13 protein-coding genes and 3 pseudogenes are annotated in these 16,332 nt (G+C 70.8%); 11 read left to right on the forward strand and 5 right to left on the reverse strand.

The features are described 5' to 3' along the window. Nucleotides 1-246 precede the first annotated feature (246 nt). Nucleotides 247-1,038 carry a Crp/Fnr family transcriptional regulator gene (locus tag H3H54_RS14355; protein WP_262424390.1) on the reverse strand — a complete coding sequence of 264 codons (792 nt, stop codon included), beginning with the start codon at nucleotides 1,036-1,038 and terminating at the stop codon, nucleotides 247-249. A 154-nt stretch (nucleotides 1,039-1,192) separates the two neighbouring features. On the opposite strand from H3H54_RS14355, the gene H3H54_RS14360 reads away from it, so the two are divergent. The 5 genes and pseudogenes from H3H54_RS14360 (at nucleotide 1,193) to H3H54_RS14375 (ending at nucleotide 6,573) form a co-directional block, all read left to right on the forward strand. Beyond that, a complete protein-coding gene (locus tag H3H54_RS14360; protein WP_262424391.1) occupies nucleotides 1,193-1,429 on the forward strand; it encodes a heavy-metal-associated domain-containing protein in 237 nt (78 codons plus the stop codon). Between the two features lie 82 nt (nucleotides 1,430-1,511). Continuing rightward, nucleotides 1,512-3,511 (forward strand): annotated as a pseudogene (locus H3H54_RS14365) (heavy metal translocating P-type ATPase). 89 nt (nucleotides 3,512-3,600) lie between these two features. Next, nucleotides 3,601-4,206 (forward strand): annotated as a pseudogene (locus H3H54_RS14370) (alcohol dehydrogenase catalytic domain-containing protein); the annotation flags it as partial. Nucleotides 4,207-4,403: 197 nt separating this feature from the next. Next, nucleotides 4,404-4,496 carry a zinc-binding dehydrogenase gene (locus H3H54_RS19080; protein WP_316249221.1) on the forward strand — a complete coding sequence of 31 codons (93 nt, stop codon included), beginning with the start codon at nucleotides 4,404-4,406 and terminating at the stop codon, nucleotides 4,494-4,496. A gap of 148 nt (nucleotides 4,497-4,644) precedes the next feature. Beyond that, nucleotides 4,645-6,573, forward strand: a complete 1,929-nt coding sequence (locus tag H3H54_RS14375; RefSeq protein WP_262424392.1) for an alpha/beta fold hydrolase — start codon at nucleotides 4,645-4,647, stop codon at nucleotides 6,571-6,573. Nucleotides 6,574-6,731: 158 nt separating this feature from the next. Here the strand turns inward: H3H54_RS14375 and H3H54_RS14380 are convergent, their stop codons facing one another. Next, nucleotides 6,732-8,207, reverse strand: coding sequence for a SulP family inorganic anion transporter (locus H3H54_RS14380; RefSeq protein WP_262424393.1), 1,476 nt, complete (start codon nucleotides 8,205-8,207; stop codon nucleotides 6,732-6,734). Nucleotides 8,208-8,362: 155 nt separating this feature from the next. On the opposite strand from H3H54_RS14380, the gene H3H54_RS14385 reads away from it, so the two are divergent. From H3H54_RS14385 to H3H54_RS14395, 3 genes are all read left to right on the forward strand, one after another. After that, nucleotides 8,363-8,650: a hypothetical protein gene (locus H3H54_RS14385; RefSeq protein ID WP_262424394.1), complete on the forward strand. Its 288-nt coding sequence runs from the start codon at nucleotides 8,363-8,365 to the stop codon at nucleotides 8,648-8,650. A 174-nt stretch (nucleotides 8,651-8,824) separates the two neighbouring features. Beyond that, a complete protein-coding gene (locus tag H3H54_RS14390; protein WP_262424395.1) occupies nucleotides 8,825-9,727 on the forward strand; it encodes a hypothetical protein in 903 nt (300 codons plus the stop codon). Between the two features lie 166 nt (nucleotides 9,728-9,893). Continuing rightward, nucleotides 9,894-11,087 (forward strand): calcium:proton antiporter, encoded by a 1,194-nt coding sequence (locus H3H54_RS14395; RefSeq protein WP_262424396.1) that lies wholly within the window; start codon nucleotides 9,894-9,896, stop codon nucleotides 11,085-11,087. A 27-nt stretch (nucleotides 11,088-11,114) separates the two neighbouring features. Here the strand turns inward: H3H54_RS14395 and H3H54_RS19710 are convergent, their stop codons facing one another. The 3 genes and pseudogenes from H3H54_RS19710 to H3H54_RS19090 all read right to left on the reverse strand — a co-directional run bounded on the left by H3H54_RS19710 (nucleotide 11,115) and on the right by H3H54_RS19090 (nucleotide 12,820). Next, nucleotides 11,115-11,441 (reverse strand): AMP-binding enzyme, encoded by a 327-nt coding sequence (locus H3H54_RS19710; RefSeq protein ID WP_395963780.1) that lies wholly within the window; start codon nucleotides 11,439-11,441, stop codon nucleotides 11,115-11,117. Nucleotides 11,442-11,615: 174 nt separating this feature from the next. Next, nucleotides 11,616-12,197 (reverse strand): annotated as a pseudogene (locus tag H3H54_RS19715) (AMP-binding protein); the annotation flags it as partial. After that, a complete protein-coding gene (locus tag H3H54_RS19090; RefSeq protein WP_316249042.1) occupies nucleotides 12,116-12,820 on the reverse strand; it encodes an AMP-binding protein in 705 nt (234 codons plus the stop codon). The gene H3H54_RS19090 and the pseudogene H3H54_RS19715, both read right to left, overlap by 82 nt. A gap of 153 nt (nucleotides 12,821-12,973) precedes the next feature. Here H3H54_RS19090 and H3H54_RS14405 point away from each other — a divergent pair, with 153 nt between their 5' ends. The 3 genes from H3H54_RS14405 to H3H54_RS14415 all read left to right on the forward strand — a co-directional run bounded on the left by H3H54_RS14405 (nucleotide 12,974) and on the right by H3H54_RS14415 (nucleotide 16,280). After that, the gene (locus H3H54_RS14405; protein WP_262424397.1) at nucleotides 12,974-13,723 is read left to right on the forward strand and encodes a dienelactone hydrolase family protein; all 750 of its coding nucleotides are present in this window, start codon (nucleotides 12,974-12,976) and stop codon (nucleotides 13,721-13,723) included. A 372-nt stretch (nucleotides 13,724-14,095) separates the two neighbouring features. Continuing rightward, complete coding sequence (locus H3H54_RS14410; RefSeq protein ID WP_262424398.1) at nucleotides 14,096-15,367, forward strand: glycine betaine/L-proline ABC transporter ATP-binding protein; 1,272 nt, start codon at nucleotides 14,096-14,098, stop codon at nucleotides 15,365-15,367. After that, nucleotides 15,351-16,280 (forward strand): proline/glycine betaine ABC transporter permease, encoded by a 930-nt coding sequence (locus H3H54_RS14415; RefSeq protein WP_262424399.1) that lies wholly within the window; start codon nucleotides 15,351-15,353, stop codon nucleotides 16,278-16,280. Before H3H54_RS14410 ends, H3H54_RS14415 begins: the two co-directional genes overlap by 17 nt. The last annotated feature ends 52 nt before the right edge of the window (nucleotides 16,281-16,332 follow it).

Genomic DNA, 16,332 nt, shown 5'->3' on the forward strand with positions numbered 1-16,332 from the left:
TCTTTGGCTCTGCTGCCGCGGGCGCTCCGCACCCTTGCCATCGGAGTGCAGCTGGGCACGCTGGCCCGTGACCCCCTGGTGACACCCGAGCGTGCAACCGCCGCCAGTTGCTTCCGCTCGGACACCCTGTGCACCGCCTGCAATGTCCAGCGCAACAACCTGTCCAGGACTCCTAAAGCGGGTGTCGCGCGTTCGATTCGCGCCGGGGGCACTGCAGGAACTACAGGTCAGAGCTGTACAGCGTCGTCAGCTCAGGCCCTCCGAGGCGCTCAGGTCCTCGAGCCGTCCGCGGTCCTTCACCGCAGTCCAGCGGCGCCCGGAGTCGATCAGCCCCTCCTTCTTCCACCTGCTCATGACCCGGGAGACCGATTCCGGGGTGGAGCGGGCGAGCCCGGCGAGGTCCCCGCGCGAGAGCGGGACCTCCAGCAGGATGCCGTCGCGCCCGCGGTCCTCACCGAGCTTGTCGGCCAGGCGCAGCAGCGTGCTCGCGACCCGCTGCTCGACGGTGGCTGTGCTCTGGGAGCCGATATCGGACTGCGCGCGGGAGAGCCGGGCGGCGACGTCGTCCAAGACCCGCAGCGCGATGCGGGGCTGCTCGGCGAGGACGGTGCGGAAGTCCCCCTGGTCGATGCGCAGCACGCAGGTGCCCACCAGCGCTGAGGCGGTCTGGTGGTGGTGCGGCTCGCCGAGCGTGCTCATGGCCCCGAACAGCTCGCCGGGGACAAGCAGGTCGGTGACGGTCTCGGTCCCGCCCGCTGTGTCCTGGGAGAGCTTCACCCGGCCCTCGGCCACCACGTAGAGCGCCTCCGCCGGTTCCCCGGCCCGATAGATCCGCTCATCCGGCGCGAAGGTCAGGGTGCTCATGCGACGGTCGATCCGGTCGAGCGCCGCCTCGTCGAGGCCGACGAAGTACGGCGCCCGGGCGAGGACATGCAGCCGCACCGGTCGCGGGCACTGATGCGGCAGGGTGATCTCCGTGAGCGGGATCGTGCGCCGCCCCTTCGGGGCGGGCCCGGTCGGCGACTCCAGAGTGTTCATGGCTCGACTGTAACCAGCCGCCTGCATCCGCCCGGTCCAGAAGTGCTGTGCAGTTGATTGACGGCCGTCATGTCGCCGCCCCGGCACCCTTCCTATGTTTGAGGCACATCGAGGGAAGCACCTCGAGAAGCACCCTTCAGAAGGAAGGCTCACCATGACTGCCACCCCCGCCACCACCCACTCCATCTTCCGCGCCGAAGGCTTCAGCTGCCCTTCCTGCGTCACCAAGATCGAGAAGCAGGTGGGCCGGCTCGAGGGCGTTCAGAACGTCACCGTGAAGTTCGCCTCCGGTCGTGTCGAGGTCGACCACAACCCCGCCGTCACCACCCCCGACGAGATCGTCGGCGCGATCGGCAAAGCCGGCTACAAGGCCGCACTGTCGGCCTTCTGACCCCCTGGTGGCCGTGCCGCATGGCGCGGCCACCTCCTCCGCACCGCCCCTCTGCTCATCTGCCCACGGAAGGCACCACACCATGTCCGCTCTGACCCGCTGGCTGCGAAGTCCCTGGGGCGCCCCGGTCGCCTCGGGTCTGCTCATCGTCCTTGCCGCGATCATCTCGTTCTCCGCCGGGGTGAACCCCTTCGGCGCCGGCCACCAGCACGGCATCAGCCTCTCACTCGAGGGGCCCGCTCCCCTGATCGTCTCTGACCTCGTCATGGTCGCGGCGGCGCTGGTCGCCGGCATCCCGATCATCCTCAAGGCCGCGCGAGCCCTGATGGTGAAGGTCATCGCCATCGACCTGCTGGTCTCCATCGCCGCGATCGGTGCACTGATCATCGGCGAGTACTGGGAGGCCGCTGCGGTGACCTTCCTGTTCGCCATCGGGCACGCCCTCGAGGCGGGCACCATGAATCGCACCCGCTCCGCGCTCGCCGAGCTCGTGGCCGTCGCCCCCGACGTCGCCGTGGTGATGCGGGACGGCATGCAGGAGGAGATCTCCGCCGCTCAGGTCCAGCAGGGCGCGACGGTGCTGGTCAAGAACGGTGCCAAGGTCCCCGTCGACGGGATCGTCATCGCCGGCACCGGCGCAGTGGACGAAGCCTCCATCACCGGCGAGTCCCTCCCCGTCGAGAAGGTCGAGGGCGATCAGGTGTTCGCCGGCACCATCTCCGGCGGCGGCTTCCTGCAGGTGCGCGCCACCGGCATCGGCGCGGACACCACCCTGGCGCGGATCATCCACCGCGTCGAAGAGGCACAGGACGCGAAGGCTCGCACCCAGTCGTTCATGGAGCGCTTCTCCACCTGGTACACCCCGGGCATCATCCTGCTCGCCCTGACCGCGGGGCTCCTGACGGGGAACGTCGTGCTCGCCCTGACCCTGCTGGTGATCGGCTGCCCCGGGGCACTGGTCATCTCGATCCCCGTCTCGATCGTGGCCGGCATCGGCCGCGGCGCCAAGGACGGCATCCTCATCAAGGGTGGCGAGTTCCTCGAGACCAGCGCGAAGATCTCTGCTGTCGCGCTGGACAAGACCGGCACCCTCACCGAGGGCAGGCCCTACCTCACCGACGTCACCGTCCTGGATCCCCACCTCACCCGCGCCGACGTGCTGGGCTGGGCCGCCCGCGCCGAGGCCGGCTCCGAGCACCCCTGGCGCGGCCGATCATCGACGCCGCCGCAGCCGAAGGGCTCTCGACCGACGGTCTGCCCGAGCTCACAGAGCCGGTGCCCGGCAAGGGCATCGTCGCGACCCTCGAGGGGCGTCGCGTGGCCGTGGGCAACCTGCCGCTGCTGAGGGCCGAGGGCATCCCCGAGGACCACGGCGCCGCCGCGGAGGTCGAGCGGCTCGCGGGGCTCGGACGCACCCCGATGGTCGTCGCACTCGACGGCCGGGTGATCGGTGTGGTCGCGGTCGCCGACAGGCTCCGCCCCGACGCGAAGGAGATGATCGCGCGCCTCCACGCGAACGGGGTGAAGAAGGTCGTCATGCTCACCGGTGACAACCGGCGGGTCGCCGAGGCGGTCGCCGCCGAGGTAGGTGTGGACGAGGTCCGCGGACAGCTGCTGCCCGAGGACAAGCTCGTCGCGGTCCAACAGCTCCAGCGCGAGGGGTACACCGTCGCGATGGTCGGCGACGGCGTCAACGATGCTCCGGCGCTCGCCACCGCCGATATCGGCGTGGCGATGGGCGCCGCGGGCACCGGAGTCGCGATCGAGACGGCTGACATCGCTCTGATGAAGGATGACCTGCTGAAGCTGCCACAGGCGATCGGCCTGGCCCGCAGCACGGTCTCCGTGATGCGCCAGAACATCGCGATCGCTCTGCTCACGGTGGTCGCGCTGCTGATCGGCGTGTTCGGGGGCGGTGTCACCATGGCGATCGGCATGCTGGTCCATGAGGGCTCCGTGCTGCTGGTGATCGTCAACGCTATGCGGCTGATGCGCAGGCGCCAACAGCAGGCCGGCCGCCCTCCCGTCGGCCCCGCCGGGACCCGCACGACGGACCCCGTTCGCGCGGAACAGACCGACTGACATCGCCCGGTGAACGGTTCCGACCGGCGCACTTCGCGCCGGCCGGACCGATGATCCGGGCCCGCCAGTCTCGAGAAGGAGTCCCCCTCATGTCCGCAGTCTTCGTCGCCACCGCCTACGGCGGCCCGCAGGGCCAGCAGCTCACCGAGCGGGAGGCCCCGGCCCCTGGCCCCGGGGAGATCGCCATCGAGGTCCGCGCCGCCGGCGTGAACCCTGCCGACTGGAAGCGGCGTGAAGGAGCGTTCGGCACCCGTGGCAGGCTGCCGCTGGCGATGGGCCTGGAAGCCTCGGGCGTGGTGACCGCGCTCGGCGAGGGCGTCAGTTCCTTCGCTGTCGGGGACGGGGTCCTCGGGGCCCCTGCCCGCGGGCTCGGCGCCTTCGCCGAGCACACTGTCCTGGATGCCTCGGCGAGCGTGGCCAAGCCGGAGGAGATCTCCTTCGTCGACGCCGCGACGATCCCGGTGGCTGGGACCACCGCCTATGACCTCACCCATCAGGTCGAGATCGGGGCGGGGCAGATCCTGTTGGTCCTCGGTGCGGGCGGCGGGGTGGGGCTGATGGCCCTGCAGATCGCGAAGGTCCACGAGTTCCGGGCGATCGGCGTCGCCTCCGAGTCCAAGCGAGCCCTCGTCGAAGCCACCGGTGCGACCTTCGTGCCCTCCGGTGACGGGGTCGCCGACCGCGTGCGGGCGCTCGCCCCGGAGGGTGTCGACCTGCTGGCAGACCTCGTCGGCGGGCAGGCGCTGTGCGAGCTGGCGCCGCTGGCCAAGGATCCTGCGGTGATCGTCTCCGCCGCCGACGCCGAGACCGCTGCCGAGAGCTCGGCGGTGCCGGCCGGGAACGGTTCGAGGGCGTGCTCGGCAAGATCACCGAGGTCGTCCAGCACGGACTGGTGGACCCGCATGTGGAGGCGACGTTCCCGCTCGCCAGAGCTGCCGAGGCGCTCGCTGCGGTGGAGTCCGGCCACGCCCGGGGAAGATCGTGATCGTGCCCTGAGCGGCCCTCGCGGGCGCCCGCACCTCCGGTAGCGTGGCGCAGATGACCTCCCCTCTGTCGCCCCCGCCGAGTCCTCGGGCCCGTTCACGGACTTCTCCGACATCGACGGCTTCCTGCGCATCCCGCGCCTCGCCTCCGTGGCCGCGAGCCGCGAGGGACGCGTCGTCGCCGCGGTCCAGGAGGCCGACGAGCCCGGCGCGAAGCTCGTCTCCTCCCTGTGGGAGCTGGACCCGCAGGGCCGGGAGCCCGCCCGTCGGCTGACCTTCTCCGCGAAGGGCGAGAGTTCCCCACGCTTCGCGCCCGACGGCTCGCTGCTGTTCAGCTCCGCACGCCCGGACCCCGAGGGCGGCGGCGAGGACGAGGCCTCCGCGATCTGGCGCCTGCCCCGCACGGGCGAGGCCCAGGTCGCTGCCTCCGCTCCCGGAGGCCTGTCGCTGCTGTCCGTCGCCGAGGACGGGACCATGCTCGGGGCCACCAGCGTGCTGCCCGGCGGCACCCTCGAGGAGGATGCCGAGCGGCGCAAGGCCCGCAAGGACGCGAAGCAGACCACCATCTGGCACACCGGGATGCCGATCCGGCTGTGGGACCACGAGATCGGCGACCAGAGCCGCCGCCTGGTGCTGGTCTCCCCGGACGGCGACCTCACCGATCTCACCCCTGACGTGGGCACCGTGACCCTCTACGCCGCCTCCGCGGACCTCTCCCCCGATGGCTCAACCGTGGCGACCTCCTGGACCCGGCGCGTGCGCGGCGGGGAGACCCGCAGCTCGATCGTGCTGATCGACACGGCGACCCTGCGCCGCAGCGCCCTGCTGGAGGCCGATGAACACGCGCAGTACGGCAGCCCGGTCTTCTCCCGCGACGGCAGCCGCCTGGCCGTGATCCGCTCGACCACCTCCTCCCCCACGGACACCAGCTACAGCCGCCTGGAGATCCACCCGATCGGCGGCGGCGACCCCGCGATCGCGCAGCTGGGCGACCTCACCCTCAGCGACCTCGAATGGGCGGCGGACGGCACCCTCCTGGTCGCCGGCGACCTGCACTCCTCCGGCGCGGTGCTCGCGATCGACCCGGCCACGGGCGAGGCACGCACAGTGGCCGGCGGCGGCGTGTTCTCCTCCCTCTCCGCCGGGGCCGACGGCAACGTGTTCGCGCTCCGCAGCGATGTGGCGGGCCCGTCCCGCCCGGTCCGGCTCACGGCCGACGGCAGCGCCGAGCTCCTCGCCCCGGGCACGGTCGATGCTCTGCCCGGCACGCTCGAATGGGTGGAGACGGCGGTGGACGGCATCACCGTCGGCGGCTGGCTGTGCCTCCCGGCCTCCGCCTCGGCCGACTCCCCCGCCCCGGTCATGCTGTGGGTCCACGGCGGTCCGCACGGCTCCTACAACGCGTGGAGCTGGCGCTGGTGCCCGTGGCTCGCCGTGGAGCGCGGCTACGCGGTGCTGATGCCGGATCCTGCGATGTCCACCGGCTACGGGGACGCGGGACTGAACCGGGGCTGGCCGCGCCGCCCCGAGGTGGTCTACCGCGAATGCGAGACCCTCCTCGATGCAGTGCTCGAGCGGGACGAGCTCGACGGCTCGCGCACCGCGATGCTCGGCGCATCGTTCGGCGGGTTCATGGCCAACTGGATCGCCGGGCACACCGAGCGCTTCGACGCGATCGTCTCCCATGCGGGCCTGTGGGCGCTGGATCAGCAGCACCGCACCACCGATGCGGCGGCCTCGAAGATGCGCGTGCACCGCCACGAGGAGGAGAACCCGGACTGGTACCGGGCCTCCTCCCCGCATCACGAGGTGGACGCGATCACCACCCCGATGCTGATCACGCACGGCAATCGCGACTATCGGGTGCCGGTCAGCGAGGCGCTGCGGCTGTGGTGGGACCTGGTCTCCTCCTGGGACGGCGAGCCGCAGGACATGCCGCACCGCTTCCTGCAGCTGACCAGCGAGAACCACTGGGTGCTCACACCCTCGAATGCGCTGGCATGGAATGAGGCGGTGCTGGCCTTCTGCGATCAGCACGTGCTCGGCGCAGAGCCCGTCCCCGAGGTGCTGCCCTGGTGAGCAGGCGGATCCGGCCGGCCAGCGGCTGCCACGTGCCAGGCGGCACCAGAAATCTGCCCTCTACGTGAATTGAACGGCTATACGGCGTTCAACTCATGTAGAGGGCAGGTGAATGGTGGCTGGCCGGGGTGAGGTGGGCGGTGGGTGACGGGCGCTGGTCAGTTCAGCGTGCCGGTGAGCCGGCCGTGGAACTGTGTGGAGTGCTCGTCCAGCCCGGTGAAGCGCACCTCGATGTCGTGCTCGGCGTACTTGGTCTGCACCGAGTCGAGCACGGCCACGGTCGAGGCGTCCCAGATCTGGGCGGCGGCGAAGTCGACGGTGACCTGCGGCGGGTCCTCGGCGTAGGAGAACTGCTCGACCAGGTCGTTGCTGCTGCCGAAGAACAGCGGGCCCCGCACCGTGTACTGGGCCGCCCCGTCCGTGACCAGGCGACGGACGGTGGTCACGTGCGCGACCCGGCGGGCGAAGAGGACCATCGCCAGCAGTGCACCGGCCGCGACGCCGATCGCGAGGTTGTTGGTGGCCACCACGACCACGACGGTCGTGACCATCACCAGGGTCTCGGAGACCGGCATCCGCTTCAGGGTCGAGGGCTTCACGCTGTGGAGGTTCACGGTGGAGACGGCGACGACCATCATCACCGCGGCGAGCGCGGCCATCGGGATCGCCTCCATCAGATCGGAGAGCACGGTGACCAGGATCAGCAGCATCACGCCGGCGAAGAAGGTGGACAGCCGGGTGCGGGCCCGGCCGAGCTTCACGTTCACCACGGTCTGCCCGATCATGGCGCAGCCGGCGATGCCGCCCCAGCAGCCCGCGAGGATGTTCGCGACGCCGAGCGCCCAGGATTCGCGGCTCTTGTGCGAGCGGGTGTCGGTGATGTCGTCGACGAGCTTCGCGGTCAGCAGCGTCTCCATCAGGCCCACGAAGGCGACGCTGAGCGCGGTGGGCAGGATGAGGCGCAGGGTGTCGAGGTCCAGCGGCACCTCCAGCGGGGTGATCCCGGGCAGGCCGCCGGAGACCTCGCCCTGATCGCCGACGGTGGGGACGGAGAGGTGCGCGAACATCGCGATCGCGGTGACCAGCACGATCGCGACCAGCGGCGCGGGCACGGCCTTGGTGAACCGTGGCAGCACGAGCACCACCACGAGCGTCAGCGCGAACAGCGGGTAGACCATCGCCGGCACGTCGAGGACGTGCTGCAGCTGCGCGGCGAAGATGAGAATGCCCAGCGCGTTGACGAAGCCGATCATCACCGAGCGCGGGATGAACCGCATGATGCGCGCAAGCCCCAGCACCCCGAAGAGGATCTGGATGATGCCGGCGAGGATCACGGTGGGCAGGAGGTATTCGACGCCGTGGGTGTGGACCAGAGGTGCGACGACGAGTGCGACCGCGCCCGCGGCCGCGGTGATCATGGCGGGCCGGCCGCCGAGGATCGACATCGAGATCGCCAGCACCACAGAGGCGATGAGGCTGACCTTGGGGTCCACGCCCGCGATCACGGAGAACGAGATCACCTCGGGGATGAGCGCGAGGGTGGTCACCGCTCCGGCGAGCGCCTCGGTGGTCAACAGACGAGGGCTGCGGAGGGCCTGCAGCGTGGTGGGGCTCTTCACGGGCGCGTTGGTCACGTCCGGATGCTACCGGTGCGTCTCGCGCGGTGGCCGCGGCGCACTGTCCCGAGCTCGTTCCGGGTGCGGCGGGACACAGCGGGGAGGACTACGCTGAGGTCCCTGCTTCTTCGTGTGCAGCCTGCATCCGAGGATCTGACCGGACGGAGGATCCGATGACTCCACGCACTCGCCGCCGTTTCGACGCCACCTGGTTGCCGTTCGGGATGATGATCGGTTTCACCGTGGGGATCGGCTTCGGACTGGCCCTCATCGACAATATCTTCGTGGGCGCGCTGATCGGCTTCTTCGTCGGTGCTGGGCTCGGCATCGCTCTCGGGTTCCGCGATCCCCGACGTTCGGGGAACGAGGAGGACGCCGAGGACGATCTGTACCGGAAGCAGCACGGGGATCCCGGGCCCCAGGGTGGGCGCTCTCCGCAGCGTTCGCCCGAGGACGAGTGAGGGCAACCCGCTCCGGATCGGCGGGCGCAGAACCTTCACAGCCCCGACACTGCGATTTCATGGGGATTCCTTGACCCTCTCTTGACCCGATGGCACGGTGTGACGCGGAAGGCATCGATTCCGGCTCCGTGACGGCACCACCGCCGCCGGGGCGCTCGAGGGAGAGGACCCACCATGACCACGAGCATCGCCCGACGCACCCGATCAACCCTCGCCCTCGTCGCCGGCGCAGCCCTGCTGGGACTGGCCGCCTGCGGGACCGACGGCGGCGACGAAGCGACCGCCCCACCCGCTGGCGGGAGCGAGGTCTCCGACGGCGGCGAGCAGGACCAGCAGGATCAGCCGATGGACGACCAGGCCCCCTCGGATGGCGGCGGCGCCACCGGGGACGGTGAAGAAGAGGCCACGCAGGATGAAGGCGGCACCGCGGCCTCGGGAGAACGAACCCGGATCATGCTGGTGACCGATCTCGGGATCGATGACACCTCGGGCGATGGCCCGCTGACGCTCCAGAACGAGGAGCTGGCCGAGCTGCTCGCCGCACCGTTCGAGGCCACTGCGGAGTGCGCCGACGAGCTCGTCCTCGAGCCGGGGAACACGGCCGGCTGCGTGGGCCCGGCGGGAATCGAGAAGCCCGAACCCACCCAGGAGTGGGTCGCGAACGCCGTGCGGGTCCCGCAGGCCGACGATCCGGCCGGCGGCAACCAGGACGCGGTGCTGTTCTCGACCGGCACGGCACTGCCGGAGGGCGCCGATGACCTGTTGGACGAGGACATCACCCTCACCGGGCTGGGCTTCGGCTCCGCCTTCGGCATGGAGCCGCTGAGCGCCGAGCAGCTCGCCGAGAGCACGCTGCAGACCCTCACCTCCGAGCACGCCTACATCCCGGTCGGAGAGATGGCCGAATGGTCCGAGGTCACCTGCGAGGACAGCTTGGACTTCACGCAGTTCGAGACGGTGGACTGCGAGGCCACCACGACCGACGGCGAGAGCTGGGACCTCTCGGTCGCGCCGGGCAGCTACGTGAACAACGACCAGGGCCTGCTGGTCGGGATCGAGAGCCAGCGCAACGGCTGACCCCTCACCGCAGCGGGTGGTCAGGTCGCTCACCAGAAGCGGCCTGCCCGCCCGCTGCGCGGCTATCGTGGACGGTGCGTCGGGCAGTCCCCCCCCCGGCGCCCCCCGGCCGGGACGACCCGGTCGGCGGAACCACCTGAGGACGGCCTCGCAGGAGGATCCTCCCGTGCCCACGCACACCCCTGTACCGCACAGCGGCCTCGTCCGCACCGTCCTGACCCGAGGGGCTCTCGCCCGCCTGCTGCTCGGATGGGCGGCCGTCGGCGCTCTCACCCTGATGGCCCCGCTGCTCGCCGAGCCGCTGCCCTCCCCCGTGCTGGCTCTGCTCCTGGCCACGATCGTCGCGATCATCGTGGTGGCGGCCGGCGGCGTGGTCCAGCAGGCGGAGGCGCTCGCCCACCGCCTCGGCGACCCCTACGGCACCCTCGTGCTGACCCTGTCGATCGTGGTGATCGAGGTGGTGCTGATCGCCGCGGTCATGCTCGGCCCCGGTGAGCACACCACCATCGCGCGGGACTCGGTGATGGCCGTGTCGATGATCATCATGAACCTGGCTCTGGGCCTGTGCCTGCTGGTGGGCGGGCTGCGGCACGGCGCCCTCGCCCCGCACCGGGTGGGGGCCTCCACGTATCTGGTGCTGCTGGTGACCCTCTCTGCGCTCGCCTTCGCGTTGCCGGAGATGATCGGACGGGACGGCGGTTACACGCCCGTCCAGGCGCTGGCGATCGTCGGCCTGACCGTCGCGGTGTACGCCTTCTTCCTCTGGCGCCAGATGGGCGCACAGGCCGGTGAGTTCCGGGAGGTGGAGCAGCCGGCAGGACCAGCGGCGCCCCAGGGCTCCGCTCCCGAGGCCGGCTCTGCGGGGCGCGCGGGCCGCGCCCCGCTGCGCGAGATCCTCTCCGCGCACCGAGCAGAGCTCCTGGCCCGCTCCGCGCTGCTGATCGCGACCGTGCTGCCGATCGTGCTGCTCTCCCATCACATGGCCGGGCTGCTCGATGACGGTCTGGCACGGCTCGGGGCCCCGGTCGCGCTCGGCGGGGTGCTGATCGCGATGATCGTGTTCACCCCGGAGTCGATCACCGCGGTGCGGGCGGCGCTGGCCGGGGAGATGCAGCGGGTGGTGAACCTGTGCCACGGGGCGCTGGTCTCGACCCTCGCGCTGACGATCCCGACGGTGCTGGTGATCGGGCTGCTCACCGGCTCCCCGGTGGTGCTCGCCGCATCGCCGACGAACCTGGTCCTGCTCGGGGTGACGCTGGCCGTCGCCGCGATCTCGGCGAGCGCCCCACGGATCACCGCGGTGCACGGTGCCGTGCACCTGATGCTGTTCGGCGTCTACGCCCTCATGCTGTTCTCCTGAGGGCCGCTCCGCCGGGCTCGGCCGGCCTCAGCGCCGGGGGCGCCTGCGGTCGATCTCCTGCAGCCGGTCCCGCACCTCGCGGCGCAGCACCTTGCCCATCTCGTTGCGCGGCAGCTCGGTCAGCACATGGAAGCGGCGCGGCACCTTGTAGGAGGTCAGCTTCTCCTTGAGCTGCCGGCGGAGGTTCTCGACATCCGGCAGCAGGCCGTCGGGGGTGACGATCGCGGCGACCACCTCCTCGGTGCCCAGCTCGTCGACCAGGCCCACCACGGCGATGTCCTCGATGCCGTCCTGGCCGCGGATCGCATCCTCGACCTCGGAGGGATAGACGTTGAACCCGCCGGTGATCACCATCTCCTTGAGCCGGTCGACGATCGTGAGGAACCCGCGCTCGTCGGCCCGGGCGATGTCGCCGGTGCGGAACCAGCCGTCGTGGAACGCCTCGGCCGTCGCCTCAGGGCGATTGCGGTATCCGGAGAACACCTGCGGGCCCTGGACCAGGATCTCTCCCGCCTCCCCGGGCGCCACGTCCCGGTCGAGATCCTCGGGGTCGGCCAGGCGCACCCTGGTGTCGGGGAAGGGCACGCCGATCGACCCCGGGGTGCGGGAGCCGTCGACCGGGTTGCCGCACACGATCGGTGAGCATTCCGAGAGCCCGTAGCCCTCGATCAGCAGGCCCCCGGTCGCCTCCTCCCAGGACGCGATGAGCTCCGGTCGCAGCGGCATCGCCCCCGCCACCCCGGTGCGGATCCCCTCGAGCGAGACTCCCCGCTCCTTCGCCCCGGCGACCACGCGGTCGAACAGCGGCGGCACCGCGATCATCGTCGTCGGCGTCCGCCGCTTGATCGCATCGAGGATCAGCCCGGTCTCGGGCTTGGGGATCAGGTGCAGCATCGCCCCGACGCTCAATCCCGCGTTCATCGACAGCGAGCAGCCGAACACGTGGAAGAGCGGCAGGCAGGCCATGAACACCTCCTTGCCGGGGACCAGCGGGGTCACCCATGCGCGCGCCTGGGTGGTGGAGGCGATCAGGTTGGCGTGGCTGAGGGGCACGCCTTTCGGGGCGCCGGTGGTGCCCGAGGTGTACAGCAGCAGTGCGGTGTCCTCGCGCGCCGGGCGGGTGGCAGCAGGGGCCTGGGCCCCCTTGCGCCGCAGCTGGGAGAACGGGACGGTGCCGGCCGGAGCGGGGCGGGAGAGCTGGTGCCGCGAGGCGCGGGCCTTCTTGAGCGGCAGCCGCAGCAGGGCGCGCGCTTGCCCAGGGGCATCTCCTCGAGGAGGTCCACCGCGATGATCGTGCGCGGGCGCACGTCCTCAGGCAGCGACTGCAGGGTGCCGGCGGCGGCGTTCCACACGATCGCGACCTCGGCGTGGTGGTCGGTGAACATCGGAGCGAGCTCGCCCGCCGGATACAGCGGGTTGTGCTCGACGACGGTCGCTCCGCACCGCAGCACGGCATAGAAGGCGACGACGTGCTGCGGGCAGGTGGGCATCAGCAGCGCCACCGTCGTCCCCGGCCCAACGCCCAGGGCGTGGAGGTTCCCGGCCGCTGTCCGCACCTGCTCGGCGAGCTCGGCGTAGCTCGTGCGCCGCCCGAAGAAGTCCAGCGCCGCCTGCTCCGCCCAGGTGGTGGTGAACGCATCGAACTCATCGATCAGGGAGCCGGCGGGATAGTCGAGGTGGCGCTGCACTCCGGGGGCGTAGGCGGCGATCCAACGGTCCTCGAGAGCAGTCATCAGCGGTCCTCAGCGGTGCGGGGTGCGGGTCAGGCTCAGGGTAGGCCCGGTTCCTGCGAACCACCGCCGAGATCTCGCCGACGCTCCTGGTGATGCCGACGCTCCTGATGCTGGAACCTGGGCGCGGCCGCGGACGCGGGATACAGTCGGGGCGTGAGTGCGACGACGCTTCCGATCCCCACCGACGCCGGTGACCTGCCGGGCCTGCTCTGGCTGCCCGAGAACCTCGAGCAGCCGGTGCCCGGCCTGGTGGTGCTGCAGGAGATCTTCGGCCTCTCCGAGTACATCCGGCAGCGCTGCGCGGATCTCGCCGCGCTCGGGTACGCGGTGCTCGCCCCGCAGCTGTTCGCTCGCCTGGATCCGCCCGTCGCCGCGGTCGAGGACCGCGAGGACGTCGAGGCCTGGCTGGGCGAGGGCATGGCACTCACGGAGCAGCTGCCCTGGGAGCGCGCCGAGGCCGATGCGATCGCCGCACTCGGAGCCCTGCGCGCGCACGGCGCCGTCGACTCCGAACAGGTGGGCCTGCTGGGCTTCTGCTACGGCGGCGGACTGGCCTTCGCCGCGGCCGCCTCGGCCGCCGAGGAGGAGCGCCCGCCGTCGGTGCTGGTGAGCTTCTACGGCTCGGCGCTGCCGACGCTGCTGGGCCGCGCCGCGCTGGTGGAGGCACCGAGCCTGCACCACTTCGGCACCGCCGATGCGTTCATCCCCATGGAGCAGGTCGAACAGATCCGCGACGCCGTCACCGCGGGCGGCGCCCGGGAGCAGGTGCGCTTCGCGCTGCACGAAGGTGCCGGGCACGCCTTCGACAACCCCCATCCCGCGCTGCATCACGCCGACGCTGCCGAAGCCGCCTGGCAGCAGACGGTCGACGTCCTCGCCGAGGTGCTGCCGCTCCGGGCCTGAGGGCCCCGATAGCACCCTCCGGGCGTCGATCCGCGTCGTCGGTCACCCGCCACGGCGCACGTTGCCGAATAGTTATGTCCAGATTGTCGGACAGTTGGACGGTCCAGCACCCAGGGTTCCGCGCGCCCCCATCGCCCCAGGCCATACGACAGATCGGCACGTGTCGCGAGAGAGCCCCACGAGGTCATCGAGCCGCCTGGACGGCGTCACTGCCGGGCTGAATGCCCTGATCCGGGGCATATTCCGCGCTCAAAGAGGCCTACGCTTCGAAGTATCTTCACGCTGCGTCGGCACCCCGGAAGGGGACGGGGAGCCCTCGGCGCGATTCCAGCAAGCCACCCGTCCGCCGACGAAGGAGCCCACGTGCCACCAGTGATCACTGCGGAAGGCCTGTACAAGGTCTTCGGCCGCCGCCCTGCCCGGGGAGTCGACGCCCTACGTCAGGGCCGCAGCCGCGACGAACTGCGCGACAGCGGTCTGACCGCGGCCGTGATCGATGCGAGCTTCAGCGTCGACCCCGGCGAGATCTTCGTCGTGATGGGCCTGTCCGGCTCCGGCAAGTCCACCCTGATCCGGATGGTCAACGGCCTGCTGCCCGCGACCGCCGGCGAACTGCGGATCGGTGACGACGTCCTGTCGGACATGTCCCCGGCGAAGATCCGTGAGGTCCGCCGAACGCGGGTCTCCATGGTGTTCCAGCACTTCGCGCTCCTGCCTCACCGCACCGTCGGCGAGAACGCCGCCTACGGGCTCGAGGTCAGCGGCATGAACCGCGCCGACCGCGAGGCGAAGGCGGCCACGGCCCTGGAGATGGTCGGGCTGAAGGGCTGGGGCGGCTACAAGCCCGCCGCACTCTCCGGCGGCATGCAGCAGCGCGTGGGCCTGGCCCGCGCACTGGCCGCCGGCACCGACATCATGCTGATGGACGAGGCGTTCAGCGCCCTGGACCCGCTGATCCGTCGCGATATGCAGGATCAGCTCGTGGACCTCCAGCAGCGTCTGGACAAGACCGTCCTGTTCATCACCCACGACCTCAACGAGGCGATGCGACTCGGCGACCGGATCGCGATGATGCGCGACGGCCGGATCGTGCAGGTCGGCACCTCGGACGAGATCCTCAACGAGCCGGCCAACGATTACGTCGCCCGCTTCATCCAGGACGTCGACCGCTCGCGCGTGCTCACCGCCGGCGCGATCATGGAGAAGCCGAACGAGGTCCTCGGCGACGGGCAGGGCCCCCGCACAGCGCATCGCATGCTGCGCGCCACCCAGAACCCCTGGCTGGTGGTCCTGAACCGGGACCGCACCCCGCGCGGAGTGCTGTGGGAGGACGACGTCGCCGCGGCCGTCGGCGCCGGCCGCGACGACCTGCCCTGGTCCACGGTCCACGAGATGCCGGTCGCCTCGGAGGACACCCCCATCTCCGAGCTCTTCACGCTCGCCGCCAAGCACCTGAGCCCGATCGTCGTGGTCGACGACAAGGACCGCTTCCTCGGCGTCGTCCCCGGGTCACGCTGCTCACCGCCGCCGGCGTCGGCAGCGAGAACGCAGACGCCGACGCCAACGGATCGCCCGGGAGTGATGCCGCCCCCGGACCAGCCCCCACCGATGCACAGGGAGGTGCGCGATGAACCCGCAGGATGAGAGCCTCGTCCCCCGCATCCCGCTCGGAGACTGGGTCGATGTCGCCTTCGACTGGTTGAAGGAGAACGTCGCCTGGCTGTTCGACGCCTTCACCATCGCTATGGACTTCCTGATCGGAACCCTCACCGATCTCCTGGTGGCCATGCCCGCGCTGGCGGCCATCCCGCTGTTCGCCCTGATCGCACTGGGGCTGCGGTCCTGGAAGCTCGCGGTGGGCACCGTGATCGGCTTCGTGCTGGTGGTCTCCATGGGGCAGTGGGAGACGATGATGCAGACCATGGCTCTGGTGCTGATCGCCACCCTGTTCGCGGTGCTGATCGCGGTTCCGCTCGGGATCCTCGCCGCGATGAACAGCACGGTGAGCTCGATCGTGAAGCCAGTCATGGACTTCATGCAGACCATGCCGGCCTTCGTCTACCTGATCCCGGCGGTCACCTTCTTCTCCATCGGCGTGGTGCCGGGCGTCTTCGCCACCATCATCTTCGCCCTGCCCCCGGGCGTGCGGATGACCGAGCTGGGCATCCGCCAGGTCGACTCCGAGACCGTCGAGGCCGGTGAGGCCTTCGGCGCGACCCGCGGGCAGATCCTGCGCGGCATCCAGCTGCCGCTGGCCGTGCCGACGATCATGGCCGGCGTCAACCAGGTCATCATGCTCTCGCTGTCCATGGCGGTCATCGCCGGCATGGTCGGCGCGGACGGCCTGGGCAAGGAGGTCGTCCAGGCGATCTCCACCCAGAACCTCGCCCTCGGCGTGGAGGCCGGTCTGGGAGTCGTCATCCTGGCTGTCTACCTGGACCGTCTCACCGCGGCGCTCGGCAACCCGGGTGCCTACAAGAGCTCGCTGGTAGCGCTCGCCCAGAAGGCGATCGCGAAGCGCGCCTCCGCCACCCCGACCGGAGCCGCCGTGAACTGACGGCACGACCGAACCACCTCTGACCACCCGTTGATCACCATGGAAGGACCCC

Origin of the sequence: Brachybacterium sp. Z12, from assembly GCF_014400405.1 — a bacterium.
Taxonomy (GTDB): Bacteria; Actinomycetota; Actinomycetes; order Actinomycetales; family Dermabacteraceae; genus Brachybacterium.